We start from the raw sequence: 18,265 nt of genomic DNA on the forward strand, positions 1-18,265 counted from the left end.
CTTGTTCGCGTCGCTTAAGGTTTTGTTGGCAACAACAGTGATGCATCGCCGTAACTAAAGAATCGATAACCCGTTCCAATTGCATGAGAATAGATGTCTTTGACGCGTTGGACGCCCATGAGTGCGGACACCAACATCATCAGCGTTGACTTGGGTAAATGGAAATTTGTCATCAACCCGTCAGTCACCTGAAACTGGAACCCCGGCGTAATGAAAATATCGGTTGGCCCCACCCACGGCTTCAACGTACCTGACTTTGCCGCCGTTTCGATCAATCGCAACGCCGTCGTACCAACAGGAATAATGCGCCCGCCTGCGGCCTTGGTGGCATTGATCTCGTCAACAGCCTGTTCCGTGACCTCACCCCATTCGGAATGCATTTTATGATCACGTACATCATCAACTTTCACCGGTAGGAATGTCCCTGCTCCAACATGCAAAGTGACGTGGGTAAATTCCACACCGCGCGCCCTAAGCGCATCCAGCAACGGCCCATCGAAATGCAGCGATGCAGTTGGTGCAGCCACAGCACCTGCATTACGTGCCCAATATGTTTGGTAGTCTTCTTTATCCGCTTCATCAGCTGGCCGTTTAGCCGCGATATATGGTGGTAAGGGCATCGCCCCCACATCAGCCAAGGCGGCATCAAAATTGTCGCCCGTCAGGTTGAATTGTAAAAACGCCTGTCCGTCTGCACGTCCCGTCACAGTCGCGGATAACACTTCCGAAAACACGATTGTTTCACCGTCACGAATTTTGCGCAACGGCTTTACCAACGCTGCCCAATCTCCTGATGAGCGCGGCTCAAGCAAGGTGACTTCGATCTTAGAGCTGGTTAAACCATGCTCTCCGTCGCGAAAACGCTGGCCCGTCAGACGCGCGGGGATAACCTTAGTGTCATTCAAAACAAGCCGATCGCCCAGTTTTAGAATGTCTACCAAATCCGAAACGACGCGATCTGCGACCCCGTCTCTATCCGCGAGCAACAGCTTGGCTGAACTCCGTGGCCGCGCGGGCCGTGTCGCGATCAATTCCTCGGGCAGCTCAAAATCAAAGTCACTTAGCTTCATCAATTCGTTTCCGGTGGCGCACGGCGAAAGATTTCCCGGAATATGCCCGGTGTCAGTGCCGATAATGGGTTTACGCTGACCCGAGGGGCATCTGATGTGCCGCCGATATTAAAGTTAAACCCGATCAGCCCTTCTCCCTTGCGGGTTAAAAAAGAACCAATGCTGTTCACCAAATAGAACGGAGACACAACGCCCTGCAGATCAATCTGTTTGCTGGCCAGCGTGTAGATGCCATCAATCGAAATGCCAAGTCCCGGACCAACGGCACTGGCCTCTGACACGATGACTTGCTGAGGCGTCAGCCGGAACTTTGCGTCCACATCGTCAAACCGAAGCCCCTGCCCATCCAATTGCTGCAACAAGCCAACCACGCTGATAGCATCCAAAAGCGCAGCAATCGTTGGCGCATCACGTACGCGCAGATCACTGACCGAAAGCGTACCATCAAAGGTACCTTCGACACCAGCAGGCAGCAGGATCAGCGTCACGTCACCACCGCTAGCGTTATCCATGAAACCTGCCGCGCGAATGACAGCCCCCGCATCATTACTGCTTAAGCGGACAGCCGACCTGCCGTTCCTTGGCGCAACGACACCTTCGACAGGTGCCACGCCATTCAGTTGCCCACGAAACTGTCCCGAAAAACCGCCAGTGCCATTAAAGTTCCCGCTAAAGGCCGTGAGCGCAATACCCTCGGTGATTTGCAATCGATCAAGGGCGATCTGCATTGGCCCACCTTCGCCTGTGCTTGCCCCAAAACTAGCACGGCGTAGATCCAAACGACCACCATTGATCACAACTCCAACTGGCTGGCCTTGCCCGCGCCCTTGCAGTGTAATCGGCGCATCTAACCAATTCCCGATTTCAAGCCGCGTAAATCGTGCCGTATCAAGACCACCATCGGCAGACAGCCGTATCTGACCTTCGGCAGTCAATCCAGCACCGCTTACCTGCAACCGATCGACTGACGGAACCGCACCCAGCGTGCCTGATATGCGTAAATTTCCGTCTTGGTCTGCAGGCTTCACCCAGCCAACGGCCGGAATTGCAACGCGCAAACCACGCAGGTTTGAAACAAGCGAAAATGCAGGCGACCGCCCCTTCGTCAGATCAAGTGTCAGATCCCCGCGCCCGTTACCGCTGATTGTCCCCGGCGGCAGCCCAATATTAAATTCGTCCATAAACACCTGAGAAAGCGCAACGCGTGCCGAAACCTGACTGCGACCGGCATGTTCAACCCCAAACCGCTGGGTCCAAGCGCCATCCGCAGCCACGCCCCCCAAACGCACAGGACCGCTAATTGTCAGCCCTTCATTGCTGACCGCAACCTCAAGCTGAGCCGCAGCGAAGCGACGACCGGGTATCAGCACATCACTACGCACGCCCCGCAGGTCTGCACGAACATCAAGCCCAAGTTCATCTAACGTCAATCCACGTCGTAATGGGAAAGTAATTTGCCCGCCAACTTCTGCCCGCCCATCGGCGAGGGTAACTGGCTTTCCGGCTTTATCCAGAAACGTAAACGGTTCTTCGTTCAGGACCGACAGGACAGAGGTCACAGAACCGTCCAACGCCAAGTCGACGACACCGTTACTTGGCTTTTCGCGGGTATCAAGAATGGTAAAAGTTGTACCCGTTACGTCAATTGAACCGCCTTGGGCTGGCACGACAGTGCCCTTGTCTAAGGTCACAACAAAACGGTGGTCAATGATAGATGCGACGCCAGCGCCCCCGTTAATTAACGGCATTTGACGCAAGAAACGAATATCTGCATCTTCGAACTCAAACCCTAGTGCAACATCGCGGGGTCGCCCCGGTGCGACACGAATGCCCACATTCCCGTTGATCACATGGCCTTGCGAAAGGTTCTGTGAAATCCAATTTCGGGTACGCGGCTTAACAGTTGGCGGCCAAAACGCCAGCAGCTGATCTGGGGAAATTTCATTGATGCTACTGTCAAACGTGCCAATCCAACCATCATCTGCGGCGGTCAGGCTCCCGCTTGAAAGCACTTGTAACCCGTCGTTACTGGCCACCATCTGTCCAATTTCAATCCGAAACGGATCAAACCGCAACCGAAGATCAACAGATGCCGCTTCAACAGTCGGCGTCACGTCATAAAGCCCTAGCGGGTTCAGCGCGACGTCCCGAAAATGAAACTGTCCCAAAAGCGCATGCGGCAGCCCATCGATAATTTCACGCAGATACGCATCTCCGTTCGCACGTAAACTGCCCCACTCAGTTTCCAACGCGATGTCTGTGAAAGAAATTTTATCGTGTACGGGATCGTAGGTAAGATACGCCTTAGCGGATTCAAACTGTACTGGCTGCGTCGCTTCATTTGGCTGCAACGCACCTTGACCAATTTCCAGTGTCGCGCTCAGCGGGCCAAGCGCACCGTTTTCGTCCAATTCAGTCCGCAATGCCGCTGAAATCGGGGCTTCGACATCGCGCAACCAAGTTAACGCGGGCGATTGCGCCGCAATGTCGCTTGTTATGGCGTCGTCAATATTCACGGCAAACTGTGCAGCACGGCTTCCGCGTGGGCTACTGTAAGAAAGTGTAACGGTCGTGACCTCTGCACGGCCAGACAATAAGCTAAGATTCCCACGCAACGCGGTTTCACCATTGCGTAAATCCAACGCAAGCGTACCGCCATCCACGACCCAACTGCGCCGCGCACGCGCATCATCAAAGTTTACAATCAATCCTTCTGCACGCACAGTTTCCAATGCTTCCAACTGCGGGCGTTCAAACACCTGATCAAGTTGGTCTAAAAGCTCGGGAATAGATCGCGCCTGACTGACCTCTGCGGCATCCGATGCCAAGGCAACAGCGACAGTCCCATCGCGCGCGCGGCGCAGATTAATCTGCGCACCAATAAGACGAATTTCTTGCATCATGACCTCGTGACGCAGGATCAACCCACGCGGAGACATCATACCTTCGACAACAGGAACACGGGTCAACATCACGCCATCGCGGTCGAACAAACGTGTATCAACCAGCCGCACATGTGGATGTAGGTCACGACCGATACGCGCGGTAATTGTTCCAAAATCTAATTGCGCACCGTCCAACACTTCGGACGCACGCGCTTCAATCTGTTCAACGATCCAAGACGGCGCAGTGATTTCGCGATTGATCATCATCACCGCAGCAACACCAGCAAAAATCACCGGAGCAAGACAAATCACAAAAAGCGCACGCAAACAAAAAAACCACCGCCCCCAACGCCTGCACGGTTTACCTGTCGGTTCGGTCTGTGTTTGTTCGTCGGTTTCGTCCACGATCACTCCGCTTTAGGGTCATTGGCCCTTTATCTTTGCTTGTGCCGAGTTAAAACAAAAGCACAACGTACAAAAGGACGCACCATGACCCTTCTTTCTGTCGGCGACAAAGCACCGGACATCACCCTGCCCCGAGACGGCGGCGAAATTGTGAATTTGGCGGATTTCGCAGGCAAAAATGTGGTTGTCTACTTTTACCCCCGCGACAGCACGCCCGGCTGCACCAAAGAAGCCATCGGCTTCACAGAAAACGTTGCGGATTTCGATGCGCTGAACACCGTTATCCTTGGTGTTTCCAAAGATTCGATCAAAAAGCACGATAATTTTGTCGCCAAACAAAACCTAAAAATCGCGCTCTTGTCCGACGAAGACGGCGATGTCTGCGAACGCTATGGCATCTGGGTCGAGAAAAAGATGTATGGCAAAACATTCATGGGCATCGAACGCGCGACGTACCTTATTAATGCTGATGGTAACATCGCACAGGTGTGGCGCAAAGTACGTGTTCCCGGCCACGTCGAAGACGTCCTACAAGCGGTACGCGATCTATGACACTTTCGGAAATGGCTGTCGCAGTACTAAACACTGCGAACGGTCGCGCAAAAGCTGCCCTATCACGCGAATACGCCGCCCAGTGGCGCGCGGCGCGCGCAAACGGCACACCACCAGAAATCGGTCATGCGAAACCACCGCTACGCGCAGCAAGACCCGAAAAGCCAGAACTGTTGGACCCGCGCGATGTGCCACACCGCAAACCCGGCACTGAAGAAGGACGGATCGCGCTTTTGCATGCGGTTGCGCATATCGAACTAAACGCGATTGATTTGCACTGGGACATCATCCCTCGTTTTGCACATATCCAACTACCACTTGGCTATTACGATGATTGGGTGAAATCCGCCGATGAGGAATCAAAACACTTTAACCTGATGTGTGATTGCCTTGAGGAGTTGGGCAGCCACTATGGTGCTTTGCCCGCACATGCAGGGATGTGGCGTGCAGCCGAAGATACCGTCGATGATCTGATGGGGCGGCTGGCTGTTGTCCCCATGGTCCTAGAGGCGCGCGGGCTAGACGTGACACCCGGCATGATCAATATCTTTAAACAGGCGAAAAATAAATCAGCCGTTGCGGCGCTTGAAACCATCTACGCAGAAGAAGTGCATCACGTGTCTTACGGGGCGAAATGGTTCAATTTTTTGTGTGGGCGTCATGATCTCGACCCGACTGGGGTGTTTCATGAACTTGTGCGCAAGTATTTTCATTCTTCATTGAAACCGCCTTTCAACGAAGAAAAGCGCGCTGAAGCAGGGATTCCGCCCGATTTCTATTGGCCATTGACCGAACAGCACAAGAAATAGACCAAACACGGCGGCGCTTCGCGCAATCACAACCAGTGGTGGCGTGTTCCCGCAGGCATTGCGCAAATTTCTTGCAGCGCGGCGTTTGCCTGCTTACAGACGTATGCAACGCTGGTGTGGGGACCAGCAAATATCAATGGGACGACACAGGACCTCATCGTGCGATCACGCCTGACAAAAAACATTCATACCGTTTTGGAACGCTGGTTCCCAGAACGCCGCCTTTTCCTGAGATCAGATTCAGAAACAAGGTTCATTCGGCTAAAGTCGGAAACACAGCTCATCGCTTGGATTGGCTGTACGGTTGTTGTGGCATGGACGATCGTCGCCACGGCAATCTTGCTGATGGATAGTATTGGTGCCGGAAATTTCCGCGCCCAAGCACAACGCGATCAGATGACTTATGAACAGCGCCTAAATGCACTTTCGTCAGAACGTGACACGCGCGCTCAAGAAGCTGCTGCTGCGCAAGAACGCTTTAACTCAGCGTTGCGTCAGATTTCGATCATGCAATCGGAATTGCTCGCCACCGAGGAAAAGCGACGCGAGTTGGAAACGGGGCTGGATGTGGTGCAATCCACGTTGCGCGATACAATGAAAGCCCGCGAAGAAGCCCGCGCACAAGTCGCGACATTGACCGAAGAAGTTGATCCGGACGCGGTTGCCGCTATCAGCGAAGAAGCGGTCGGCACAGTTGATTTGCTTGCCAATGCCTTGGCCGAAACTGCCGCCGAACGTGACTTGATCGCCGCTGATGCCGAATTCGCAATCAGCCATGCTCAAGAGGTCGAACTTGAACTGCGTCTTCTTCAAGAACGCAACGACCAGATCTTCCGCCAACTCGAAGAAGCTATGTTGGTGTCCGTCGAGCCACTTGATGATATGTTCCGCGCAGCAGGCATGAACCCCGAAAGCATGATTGATCAAGTGCGTCGCGGATATTCAGGCCAAGGTGGCCCCCTTACACCGATCCAGTTTTCGACGCGCGGCGGTCAACCTGATCCCGACGCACTGCGTGCAAATGCAATCTTGTCGTCGATGGACCGTATAAACCTTTACCGCATTGCCGCCGAAAAGGCGCCATTCGATATCCCGGTGAAGGCCAACTTCCGCTTTACGTCCGGCTTTGGCCAGCGCTGGGGACGCCTACATGCCGGTACAGATTTTGCGGGCCCAATCGGCACCCCCATCTACGCCACTGCTGATGGCCGCGTCGTACACGCAGGATGGTCGAGCGGGTATGGAAGGCTCATTAAAATCCAACATGATTTTGGTATTGAGACAAGATACGCACACTTAAGTGCAATGAACGTGACCGTCGGGCAAAGAGTCTCGCGCGGAGAACGAATTGGTGATATGGGCAACTCAGGTCGTTCGACTGGCCCACACCTTCACTACGAGGTTCGCGTCGGAGGCGAGCCCGTTAACCCCATGATCTATATAAGAGCTGGACAAGATGTTTTCTAAATCCAAAATCAATGAACCGGGGCCCAAGTCGGCCGACACCGAAACACCCAAAGCCGCTGACGCGACAAAAACCGCTGCGTCAGGTTCGGACTTCAAGGCAGCTCCTCCTAAGGCAAAGCCAGCAGCATCGATGCTGTCCTCTGACTTGCTGATCACTGGTAACCTAAAAACCAGCGGCGACATCCAAGTCGAAGGTCAAGTAGAAGGCGACATTCGTGCGCACCTGCTGACAGTCGGCGAAGGCGCTACGATCAAGGGTGAAGTTGTTGCAGACGACGTGGTCGTAAACGGCCGCGTTGTTGGTCGTGTGCGAGGCCTAAAAGTGCGCCTGACATCGACTGCACGCGTCGAAGGCGACATCATTCACAAGACCATCGCGATAGAGAGCGGCGCCCATTTTGAAGGCTCTGTTCAGCGTCAGGATGATCCGCTTTCAACCGGCTCAAAAAAGATGCCAACAGCCGCCGCAGCGGACAGCGCTAAGTCCTAATTATTAGGCATTAGCAGATACTCAAAGGGCGCCCCATTGGGCGCCTTTTCTTATTTGACGACAAAGCGCTTAACTCTTCAAAATAAAGCGTAATTGCCAGAAAAATGCCGCGAACCGGTCTGATTTCAGCCGCTTGTTTCAACGATCTCTTAGGTTGTTCCAGAGTATCTTTGATTAACTAGTCAATAAAAATTAAGACCAGTCACATATGGAGAAACCAGTGAACTATTTCAAACCCGCGTTGCGGGCCCTTTCCGTTGGTGTTGCAGCCATCGGCTTTACGATTTCAGCACATAGCGCGGCCGCCCAAGATGTGTCCTGTGGTGGTCCTTATACGATTGCGACTGGTGATTCACTGTCCGGCATTGCCGCAAAAGTTTACGGATCAGCGGCCGACTTTCAAATTATCTATAGCGCGAATGCGGAATCTATCGGCCCAAACCCTGGCCTCATCTCACTTGGCCAAGTGATCTATATCCCCTGCCTTGATGGCCAAACAGAATCACAGGCGAATGAAGCTGCTATTCGCAAAGTTGTCACAACCGAACAGCTCGCCGCGCCGACTGGCACCGGTATTCGCGTTGTTACAGCAACTGATTGGGCCCCCTACTTTGACGAAAGCCAAGAACAGGGCGGCATGATTACCGAACTGACCAACGTTGCATTGGCTGCTGCGGATGGCAGCCCAGAATATAAGATCGATTTTATCAACGACTGGGGCTCGCACTTGCAGCCACTGTTAACAGACAACGCCTATGACTTTGCAACAGCGTGGTATGAACCCCCCTGCGATCTGATTGATCAGCTCGGAGATGACGCAAAATTCCGTTGCAACAACTTTGAATGGTCTGACCCGATGTTCGAAATCCTGTTGGGGTACTTCGGACGCGCTGGCGAACCTTTGCCTGCGACCCACGCAGAGCTGGCAGGCAAAAGCATCTGTCGCCCTGACGGATATGAAACATTCGTTCTGGAAGAAGACGGTCTTGTCGAACCAGCGATCAAGTTCGGCCAAGAGGGTCTGATCACTAGCTGTATGGCTGGTCTGCTCGATGGCACATATGATGTCGTCGTCATTGCGGTTGATCCCGGCCAAGGCGCTGTTCTGGAACTCGGCGCACAAGACCAAATCATGCTGAACGAACAGCTGACCAAGGTTCTGAACCTAAGCCCTGTTATCGCAAAATCGAACCCACACCGTGAAGAAATGCTGGCAATGATGAACAGCGGCATCGCTTCGATCAAAGCTGACGGTCAGTGGTTTGAAATCGTGAACCGTCACCTGTCTGCGCACCGTGCACAAACACAGTAAACGGTCCAAAGACTGAATGAGAAAGGGCGCCAATTTGGCGCCCTTTTTGTTTATAGAATCGCGCGCCGATACAAATGCCACGTCGCATGTCCAAACACCGGCAATACGACCATGAGGCCTAAAAACCACGGCACCAAAGCCGCGAGCGATAAAACAGCAATCACCGCAGCCCAAATCAGCATGACGATCGGATTGCGCCGTACGACCTGCACGCTCAGGATCATCGCGGTCACGAAATCTATTTCCCGGTCCAACACCAGCGGAAGGCTGACCACGGTCAGCGAGAATAGAATAAACGCAAGCACTGCCCCTATTCCCAGTTCGGCCACGATCATGGACAAACCGTTAGGGGTTAAGAATACCTCATAGCTTTCTGAGACATTGGTCATCGTCGACAGCCCCATGAACAACGCGAAAATCATATGCGCGAGGAAGGTCCAGAATAGGAAATAGATAACGATGATCGCCCCCAGCCACGGCAGTTGACGGGTACGTTCGTTCCAAACAATGCCAAGGATCTGCGGCCACAACAGCGGCTGGCTGCTTTCTATTCTGCGGCTGACCTCATAAAGCCCCGCAGCAGCAAAGGGTGCAACCAACGGAAAGCCAAGCGAAGTTGCCAGAACCCAACTGACATGCCCTGCCCCAAGCCAGATCAACAGAAACCCACCCAAGACATAGACGGCACTGAAGAACAGCCCGAACTGAGGCGCGTTTCGAAAATCGGCTATGCCTGAGGCCAATACCGCCTTTAGGTCAACGAGTTTAAGCTGCTGGACGACCGGCTGCGACATTCGATAAATCCTCCAATCAGGCAATACGCCCAATTGAAAAATAGGAAGCAAACGCGAGCCAGTCTATGTAAATTACTCGGCGTTGGCCTCGGCCCGGCTTTTGCCGGAAACATCCATCGCCAAAGTCGCGCCCATCAGACCATCAAGATCGCCATCAAGCACGCCCTTGGTGTCCGAGGTTTCAAAGCTTGTGCGCAGGTCTTTGACCATCTGGTAGGGCTGAAGTACATACGACCGGATTTGGTTCCCCCAACCTGCATCACCTGCGTTTTCATGCGCCTCGTTGACCAGTGTGGACCGTTTATCAAGCTCCATCTGATACAAACGTGATTTCAGTGCCTTCATCGCAATGTCGCGGTTTTGGTGTTGCGACTTTTCAGAAGACGTCACAACGATCCCAGTCGGAAAGTGGGTAATGCGAACTGCGGAATCCGTGGTGTTCACGTGCTGACCGCCCGCACCCGATGAACGGTAGGTGTCCAAACGGATGTCAGATGGGTTCACTTCGATTTCGATATTATCGTCGACAACCGGATAGACCTTAACTGACGTAAACGATGTGTGGCGCTTAGCGGCACTATCGAACGGTGAAATGCGGACCAGACGGTGCACGCCACTTTCGGACTTTAACCACCCATAGGCGTTGTGACCGCTGATCTTATATGATGCAGATTTGATGCCTGCTTCATCGCCGGACTGCTCGGATTGCAATTCAACCTTGTAGCCTTTTTTCTCGGCCCAACGCACATACATCCGCGCCAGCATATTTGCCCAATCACAGCTTTCTGTACCGCCCGCACCCGCGTTGATTTCAAGAAACGTATCGTTGGCATCGGCTTCGCCGTCCAACAGTGCCTCAAGCTCTTTTTGCGCTGCTTTTTCGCGCAGCGCCAATATGCCATTTTCTGCTTCGGTCACGACCTCGGCGTCGTCTTCCATTTCACCCAATTCGATCAGCTCGACGTTGTCGGCCAATTCTTGAGCGATACCATCATAGTTGGCCATCGCATCAACCAGCATCTGACGATCACGCATCAGTTTTTGTGCCGCATCAGGATCGTCCCACAGGGTCGGATCTTCAACGCGGGCGTTGAATTCTTCTAGCCGATGCGGCGCGGTTTCGCGGTCCATGCGCTGCGCAAGCAGGTTCAGCGACTTTTCGATCGCTTCCACGGTTGTCTGGATTTCTGCGCGCATGGTGCACCTACTTACGTGAATGAATTATCAGTGGTTCTTACAGCGGGCCACGCCCGCCCACAAGCAGGTGGTCAGTAAAGACCACCTGTCGAAAGTGTACCAAAGGTAGCCTTTGGACCAACCGTTGCGGTTTCACCAGTCGAAGTCGTGACTTGGCGACCTTGGCGTGGGACTTCATCAAACAAAGGAAGGTCCCCTCCCATCGCGAAACCACCGTCAAACATGATGCCAAATAGCGGCTCTTCACCCGGACGGAAACATTCCGCAATCACGTTTTCACCTGAAGATCCGTCAGGCAAACGTGCCCCACTGTAGCGGTCAATATTGATAAATTGACAATCTTCCGGTGGCGTAAACGGTCCGGCGCCGTAATGTTCGATTGCCTCGGTCATAAAGCGGTTAAACACCGGCCCACAAATACCACCGCCCGATGCGCTTCGCCCCAATGTGCGTGGGGTATCATAACCAATATAACAACCAGCAACGATGTTCGAAGAAAAACCAATGAACCACACATCCTTTGCGTCGTTGGTGGTCCCTGTTTTACCAGCAATCGGCACGGGCAAATTGATCGCCCGGCTTGCCGTGCCACGCTCAACCACGCCACGCATCATTGATGTGAGCTGATAGGCCGTAATTTCGTTCATAACCCGGTCGCGGTTTGAAATAATCCGCGGCGCAAAGCCCGCAGGAATATAGGCATTTTCACAATCTTCGCAGGTACGCTGATCGTGGCGATAGACAGTATTGCCGTAGCGGTCTTGCACCCGGTCAACCAGCGTTGGCTCCACACGTTCACCACCGTTCGCAAACATGGCATAGGCTGCAACCATCTTGAACAATGTGGTTTCATCAGCACCCAATGAAGCAGCTAAGCCTTGGTTCATACTTTCATAAACACCAAATTTTTCGGCGTAAGCGGCCACCGTATCCATACCAATTTCTTGGGCAAGACGGATCGTCATCAGGTTCCGCGACCGTTCAATACCTGTACGCAGCGGCGTTGGACCATAAAACTGATTGGAAGAGTTTTTAGGCCGCCACACACCTTGCGGTGTGTTGATGGTAATCGGAGCGTCAACAACGATGGTCGCCGGGGAATACCCGCTATCAAGCGCGGCGGCATATACAAACGGCTTAAACGACGAACCGGGCTGGCGCTGCGCCTGCGTGGCGCGATTAAAGACTGAATCCTGATAGCTAAAGCCACCCTGCATAGCGATGACACGACCGGTATTGACATCCATCGCCATAAAGCCGCCCTGCACTTCCGGAACTTGGCGTAGGGACCAACGGATAAACGAACCATCATCGTCAGACGTCATACGACGCACATGAACCACATCGCCAACAGTAAAATTGTCAAAGAAGTTGCCGCGCATCCATTCGATATCACGACGCGGCACAACAAACGGCTCGGTCTCATTTTCAACTGCGTTTTCGATACCAAGGCGTAATTGGTTTTCTTCAACAGCAAGAACAACCGCCCCGTACCAATGAGATTCAAGGTCGATATCACGCGGAATATTCGTGTCGCTGAGCGCCGCGCGCCATAGGTCTTCGGATGCAAGCTGTTCTTCGGGAATAGTCACACCGGTCCCGCGCCATTCACCAGTCCCGCGGTCGTATTCTTCCAATGCCCGCTGAAGCGAATGCGCTGCGTTTACTTGCAATTCAGGATCAACGGTCGCGCGGATCGACAACCCACCCGAAAAGAATTCATCTTCACCAAAGTTTTGCGACAGCTGACGACGGATTTCATCGGTAAAGTAATCGCGTGGTGGCAGGCTTTCTTGAAAGCTTGGGAAATCGCCGTTCTGCACAGTGCGCAGCGGGTCATTTTGAGCTTCGGCAAGTTCGTCACGTGTCAGGTACCCATTTTCGAACATCTCGCGCAAAATAAAGTTGCGACGCGCAATGGCCGCGTCACGATTCCGAACAGGGTGATAACTATACGGAGCTTTTGGGTGCACAGCCAGAAACGCAGCCTCAGCCGGGCTAAGCGCGGATAGAGGTTTGTTAAAATACGAACGCGCTGCCGCCGTCACTCCAAATGACCGTACCCCAAGATCAATTTCAGTAAGATAAAGTTCAAGGATTTGTTCCTTGCTCATCGCGCCTTCGATACGCGTCGCAAGGATGATTTCTTTGATCTTACGTTCAAGCGTGGTTGATCCATCAAGCAAGAAGTTTTTCATCACCTGCTGCGTAATCGTCGAAGCCCCACGCAGGTTTTCGCCACGCGATGTCACACCTTCGATGATCGCTGCCAAAATACCGCGCGGATCATAGCCACCGTGCGTATAGAAATTCTTATCCTCAGCAGAAATAAACGCCTGTTTTACAATGTCAGGGATTTCTTCAGCAGGCGTGAACAAACGGCGTTCAGCAGCGAATTCATCGATAATCTGCCCTTCGTTGGAATAAATCCGACTGATAGTTTTCGGCTGATAACGCGCAAGCGTTTCATATGTTGGCAGGTCTTGGCCATACATATAGAAAACACCGCCAAGCGTCAGCGCGCCCATAATAAGGCCCATGGTCAGCAGGGTGAAAATCCCACCGATGAAAGAAAAAATGAAGCGCAGCACGTGTGATCTATGTCCTATAGTTTCGGCTGCGCTTATACGCGGCCACCGATGAATGGTCAAAAGGCCAAATGCGCAAAGCCGCCTGCGGCGATCACATCTTACGGCGCGAAACCGACAACGGCCGCCCCAATTGCAGAAACGATCCGCGCGCGGCTTGAACTATCAGTCAGTTGCGCACGATCTCTGGCATTAGAAAGAAACCCTACTTCGATCAAAACACTGGGAAAATCTGCAGCAGACAGCACTGCCAACTGCCCTTCACGGTGGGGCCGACTATTTACACGCACACCCGCGTCCCGCATCTCTGCGATCAACCTGTCGGCAAATTGCCGCCCCTGCGGTCCGGTTTCAGACCGTGCCAATTCCATAAGCACTGTCGCCACGCGGTCACTATGATCAACCAAATCGACACCGGCAAGCAGATCGCCACGTTCATGGCGCTCAACCATGCGCCGGGATGCAGACGATCCGCCCCCCTTTGACAGGGTATAGACAGACGCGCCACTGGCCTCATCTTCCTCAAGCGCATCCGCATGCAATGAGATAAACAAACCCGCACCAGCAGATCGGGCAAAAGTTACACGCGCGTCAAGCGGCACGAATACATCGCTGTCGCGGGTCAGCACCGCATGAATTCCGTCGATCTGGTTTAATGCCTGCGCGACTTCCAACCCCAGTAAACGCATCAAATCCGCCTCTTTGACGCCACCACGCTCTGCGCCGGGATCAATGCCACCGTGCCCCGGGTCAATCACCACCACAAAACCCTTGGCGTTAGAATCCATTGAAGGGACCGGAACCGGTTCAAAAATATTCGCCTGTGCAGGCGCACCAGCACTGGCCGCGAATTCATCAGCGCCGGTACGTTTTAGAACAATAGACAGGTCCGCCCCGACATCAGAGCGGGTCATCGCGGCCTCTTTCACACGCATTGGACCGGCGAGATCGACCACCATCCGCGACCACGTCGTATCAAGCGCACCAAAGTGTAATCCCGTTGCGCGATCACCTGACAGCAACTGATCTGGCGCCACCTCTGGCCAACTCGCATTTTGAAAATCAACGACAAGACGCCTAGGATTATCAAGCGTAAACAATCGATAAGGGGTCACAGTTGATAGTCCAACTGCGACCTGTAGCTGCCACCATCCGTCTTTGACTTCGGTACGTTCGGGATCGATATAAACCTGCGCCCCTGCAGTCGAGGAAAGGCAGATCAACAGACAAAGCAGACGGATCACGACTGACGCGCTTTCATAAAGCGGGCGATGCGATCCAGACCTTCGCGAATATCATCTGTACCGCGTGCATAAGAAAACCGCAGCCAATGGTGCCCTCGTGTGGCGTCAAAATCAAGCCCAGGCGTCACGGCTACCCCCGCTTCATCCAGTATCTCTGCCGCAAATTTCAACGCATCATCAGTGTATTCAGAAACGTCGACATAGATATAAAAGGCGCCGTCAGGCGGCGCAAAGCGGGTAAGCTCAGCCGCCCGTAACCCATCAATCATTAAGGACCGGTTCGCGGCATAGATCGCCTTGTTTTGCTCCAACTCGTCTGTGCAATCAATCGCATGTAACGCAACGCGCTGTGCTGCGTGCGGAGCACAGATAAACATGTTTTGCGCCAGCCTTTCGACCCGGCGTACGTGGTCATCCGGCACAATCATCCAACCGACACGCCACCCGGTCATTGAAAAATATTTCGAAAACGAATTCACCACATAAGCCTCGTTCGTGACTTGCAAGGCAGAAACAGGGGCTGTGTCGTAATCAATACCGTGGTAAATTTCATCAGACACCAGCGCAGCATCGGCCGCCTGACAGGCATCAAAAAGAGCCGCCAAAGAACCCTGATCCAACATAGTTCCCGTTGGGTTCGCAGGGGACGCAACGATCAACCCGGCAAGATCATAGTCGGCAACATCGCCCGGCAAAGGTTGAAACCGCTGGGCAAACGTAGTGGGAATATCGACCGGTGACAAACCGACTGCCTTTAGAATTTGGCGATACGAAGGATAACACGGCGTCCCCAACCCAACGCGTTCGCCATTATCAAACAGCGCTGAAAACGCGAGCAAAAATGCCCCAGAAGCGCCGCTTGTCACGACAACGCGTGTTGGATCAAGATCAACATCATACCATTCGCCATAATGCCGGGCGATCCGCGCCCGCAGTTCCGGCAGCCCAAGACCAACCGTGTAACCAAGCGGATTCTCCAATTCCTCAATCAGCTTTTTGCGCGCACCTTCAGGGGCCCCGGTGCTTGGCTGACCAACCTCCATATGGATGATGTGTCGTCCGGCTTCTTCCGCTTTGCGGGCGGCCTCCATCACGTCCATGACTATGAATGGATCAACCTCGCCCCGAGATGAATGTCGCATATGCCTGCCTACCGAATTGCTTTGGTCCTGTTTGCCCGTCACCAGTACGTGAGGTCAATGGACCTTGGCAAACGTCGGCATATATGGTCTGTCGTTCACGAAATTATGTTAACGAGATGACCCAGATGCCCCTTCGCTTTGCCTTGCCACTCATGTTTGCCATGACCAGCCCTGTCGCCGCCCTCGAACTGGATGCGATGACCGACGCCGAACGCGACGCATTTCGATCCGAGGTGCGGGCCTACCTGCTCGAAAACCCTGAGGTTTTACAAGAAGCAATCACCGTCCTTCAGCAGCGCGAGCAGCAGGCACAAGTCGTAACCGACACCCAGCTCATCGAAAACTATGCCGATGAACTGTTCAACGATCGTCATTCATATGTTGGCGGGAACCCGGCCGGTGACATTACAATTGTCGAATTCATGGATTACCGCTGTGGCTATTGCAAACGCGCCTTCCCAGAGGTCGAAGCGCTACTCGCTTCTGACGCAAATATCCGCTTTATCGTCAAAGAATACCCTATCTTGGGTGAACAATCCGTGCTCGCTGCACGTTTTGCCATAGCCACGCAATTGGTCGCAGGTGACGACGCATACAAGAGCGTGCACGATACGCTGATGGAATTTCGCGGGGACATAACGCAGGTCAGCATGACGCGGTTAGCCGACATTCTAGAGCTCGATTCAGAAGCGATTATCGCACAAATGGATTCAGATGAAGTCACTGCAATCATCACCAAAAACCGCGAATTAGGCCAACAAATGCAAATCTCGGGCACACCGACATTTGTGATCGAAGACCAGTTACTGCGCGGGTATGTACCGCTAGACGCGATGGAACAGATCGTCGCCGAAATACGAGAGTAGTTGCAAAGGTCACGTGATCGTCAGTAAGCTCTGGTCGACAATATGCTTCAACGGGCTATGTCTCGTTGACTATTGCACCAACAAGGAGCTGGACAATGACAACACGTCGTACCTTTCTACGCACCGCCGCAGCTATGGGAACCGTTACCCTACTGCCCTTCCGCTTAAACGCTGCTGGACACAGCGCCGACAGTTTTGACACTGTCAATGGCGCTGTCACTATTCACCCCATCGCGCACGCATCATTCGTCATGGAGACACCAGCAGGGGTCGTCTATGTCGATCCAGTAGGTGACGCTGTGCTTTACGAAGACATGCCTGCCGCAGATTTCATCCTCATTACACATGAACATGGCGACCATTATAACGCTGAAACACTGGCAGCGTTAGCAACAGAACAAACCGCGATGATATCAAACCCGGCTGTGTATGACATGCTGCCCGAAAACCTACAGGCGCTGACAACGGCCATCGCAAATGGCGAATCCGCACGTGCCGGTGAAATCGGAGTCGAAGCAATTCCGGCATATAATATCACCGAAGATCGTTTAAACTTTCACCCACAAGGCCGTGACAACGGATATGTCGTGTCTGTCGATGGGTTGCGGGTCTATATTTCAGGCGACACCGAAGACACCCCCGAAATGCGCGCGCTGGAAAACATCGACGTTGCATTTGTCTGTATGAACCTGCCGTTCACAATGGACCTGAACGCCGCCGCATCAGCCGTCGCCGAATTCGCCCCCACCTACGTCTATCCCTACCACTACCGGGGCCGCGACGGAGGCACACAAGACCCCGAAGAATTCGCAAGTCTCCTGACCAGCGAGACCGAAGTGAAAATGGGCAACTGGTATAGCTAAATCAAAGCTGCAGGGCGGTATTCACTGCCCTGCGGGCAATACACCGAGTGGCCGCCATGCGGGACGTTTCGGACATTAAATATTATTCATGCACCACACAATTGCCCAAGAACACATCAACCACAGGTGAAATGTCTTGGTCAGTCCATTGAACGGTCAATGCAGCAGGCGGAACGGTTGGATCAAAGCCGTCAGGCTCGGGTCGAACCAATGCCCTGTGGATCGTCAACGTATAGATGCTTCCGTCAAAAGTAGACGCAACAAACCCTATCGTTGGCGTATGGATGTTGGCTGTAGGCACCAAAAGCCCGACGACACTTATGCCATTGATTTTGAATGAGACTTGGTCCTCTCCATCAAGACTGGCTAGTATTTTGAGAACCTCGCCTTCAGAGGTTTGAACGGCGCAATCGAACTTTATGCTCATTGCCCCATCCATTTCGTCGTTTTCAGCGAAAACGGTCGAATGCCAGAGGAGGCTAACAGCCAGAACTGTAGGAAGAACTGGCACCGGCAGCAGTTTTTGCAGTTGAAACAATGTAGGTCCGATCATTCGTTTTCGATAGTCAGGTCCACATTGA

Annotated in this window: 15 protein-coding genes; 7 read left to right on the forward strand and 8 right to left on the reverse strand. The window is 53.2% G+C overall.

Annotation, left to right across the window (positions count from 1 at the left end; genetic code table 11):
* Nucleotides 1-14: 14 nt before the first annotated feature.
* Together queA and CLV80_RS05580 are read right to left on the reverse strand one after the other, a co-directional pair.
* Entirely contained in the window at nucleotides 15-1,070 is a 1,056-nt protein-coding gene (gene queA, locus CLV80_RS05575; protein ID WP_106355728.1) for a tRNA preQ1(34) S-adenosylmethionine ribosyltransferase-isomerase QueA, read from the reverse strand.
* Nucleotides 1,070-4,360, reverse strand: coding sequence for an AsmA-like C-terminal region-containing protein (locus CLV80_RS05580; protein WP_243394435.1), 3,291 nt, complete (start codon nucleotides 4,358-4,360; stop codon nucleotides 1,070-1,072). The genes queA and CLV80_RS05580 overlap by 1 nt, the downstream gene beginning before the upstream one ends.
* An 84-nt stretch (nucleotides 4,361-4,444) precedes the next feature.
* Here CLV80_RS05580 and bcp point away from each other — a divergent pair, with 84 nt between their 5' ends.
* From bcp to CLV80_RS05605, 5 genes are all read left to right on the forward strand, one after another.
* Complete coding sequence (gene bcp / locus CLV80_RS05585) at nucleotides 4,445-4,912, forward strand: thioredoxin-dependent thiol peroxidase (protein WP_106355730.1); 468 nt, start codon at nucleotides 4,445-4,447, stop codon at nucleotides 4,910-4,912.
* Complete coding sequence (locus tag CLV80_RS05590) at nucleotides 4,909-5,721, forward strand: ferritin-like domain-containing protein (RefSeq protein WP_106355732.1); 813 nt, start codon at nucleotides 4,909-4,911, stop codon at nucleotides 5,719-5,721. The genes bcp and CLV80_RS05590 overlap by 4 nt, the downstream gene beginning before the upstream one ends.
* 159 nt (nucleotides 5,722-5,880) lie before the next feature.
* Nucleotides 5,881-7,188 (forward strand): M23 family metallopeptidase, encoded by a 1,308-nt coding sequence (locus CLV80_RS05595; RefSeq protein ID WP_106356153.1) that lies wholly within the window; start codon nucleotides 5,881-5,883, stop codon nucleotides 7,186-7,188.
* Nucleotides 7,178-7,678 (forward strand): bactofilin family protein, encoded by a 501-nt coding sequence (locus CLV80_RS05600; protein ID WP_106355734.1) that lies wholly within the window; start codon nucleotides 7,178-7,180, stop codon nucleotides 7,676-7,678. Before CLV80_RS05595 ends, CLV80_RS05600 begins: the two co-directional genes overlap by 11 nt.
* Nucleotides 7,679-7,898: 220 nt before the next feature.
* Nucleotides 7,899-8,990 (forward strand): LysM peptidoglycan-binding domain-containing protein, encoded by a 1,092-nt coding sequence (locus tag CLV80_RS05605; RefSeq protein ID WP_165793333.1) that lies wholly within the window; start codon nucleotides 7,899-7,901, stop codon nucleotides 8,988-8,990.
* A gap of 50 nt (nucleotides 8,991-9,040) precedes the next feature.
* Here CLV80_RS05605 and CLV80_RS05610 read toward each other — a convergent pair whose 3' ends face one another.
* The 5 genes from CLV80_RS05610 to CLV80_RS05630 all read right to left on the reverse strand — a co-directional run bounded on the left by CLV80_RS05610 (nucleotide 9,041) and on the right by CLV80_RS05630 (nucleotide 15,955).
* Nucleotides 9,041-9,784, reverse strand: coding sequence for a DUF2189 domain-containing protein (locus tag CLV80_RS05610; RefSeq protein ID WP_106355739.1), 744 nt, complete (start codon nucleotides 9,782-9,784; stop codon nucleotides 9,041-9,043).
* A 72-nt stretch (nucleotides 9,785-9,856) separates the two neighbouring features.
* Entirely contained in the window at nucleotides 9,857-10,981 is a 1,125-nt protein-coding gene (gene prfB / locus CLV80_RS05615; RefSeq protein WP_106355741.1) for a peptide chain release factor 2, read from the reverse strand.
* A gap of 71 nt (nucleotides 10,982-11,052) precedes the next feature.
* Nucleotides 11,053-13,572, reverse strand: coding sequence for a penicillin-binding protein 1A (locus CLV80_RS05620; protein WP_106355743.1), 2,520 nt, complete (start codon nucleotides 13,570-13,572; stop codon nucleotides 11,053-11,055).
* 98 nt (nucleotides 13,573-13,670) lie between these two features.
* Nucleotides 13,671-14,813, reverse strand: coding sequence for an N-acetylmuramoyl-L-alanine amidase (locus CLV80_RS05625; protein ID WP_106355745.1), 1,143 nt, complete (start codon nucleotides 14,811-14,813; stop codon nucleotides 13,671-13,673).
* Nucleotides 14,810-15,955 carry a pyridoxal phosphate-dependent aminotransferase gene (locus CLV80_RS05630; protein WP_106355747.1) on the reverse strand — a complete coding sequence of 382 codons (1,146 nt, stop codon included), beginning with the start codon at nucleotides 15,953-15,955 and terminating at the stop codon, nucleotides 14,810-14,812. Before CLV80_RS05630 ends, CLV80_RS05625 begins: the two co-directional genes overlap by 4 nt.
* Nucleotides 15,956-16,071: 116 nt before the next feature.
* Between CLV80_RS05630 and CLV80_RS05635 the strand changes: the two genes are divergently transcribed.
* Nucleotides 16,072-16,821: a DsbA family protein gene (locus CLV80_RS05635; RefSeq protein WP_106355749.1), complete on the forward strand. Its 750-nt coding sequence runs from the start codon at nucleotides 16,072-16,074 to the stop codon at nucleotides 16,819-16,821.
* A gap of 95 nt (nucleotides 16,822-16,916) precedes the next feature.
* Entirely contained in the window at nucleotides 16,917-17,684 is a 768-nt protein-coding gene (locus CLV80_RS05640) for an MBL fold metallo-hydrolase (RefSeq protein WP_106355751.1), read from the forward strand.
* Between the two features lie 82 nt (nucleotides 17,685-17,766).
* On the opposite strand, the gene CLV80_RS05645 is transcribed toward CLV80_RS05640, so the two are convergent.
* Entirely contained in the window at nucleotides 17,767-18,237 is a 471-nt protein-coding gene (locus tag CLV80_RS05645; protein WP_106355753.1) for a hypothetical protein, read from the reverse strand.
* Nucleotides 18,238-18,265: the final 28 nt, after the last annotated feature.

The sequence above is a fragment of the Yoonia maritima genome, assembly GCF_003003285.1.
In the GTDB taxonomy this organism is placed as follows: Bacteria; Pseudomonadota; Alphaproteobacteria; order Rhodobacterales; family Rhodobacteraceae; genus Yoonia; species Yoonia maritima.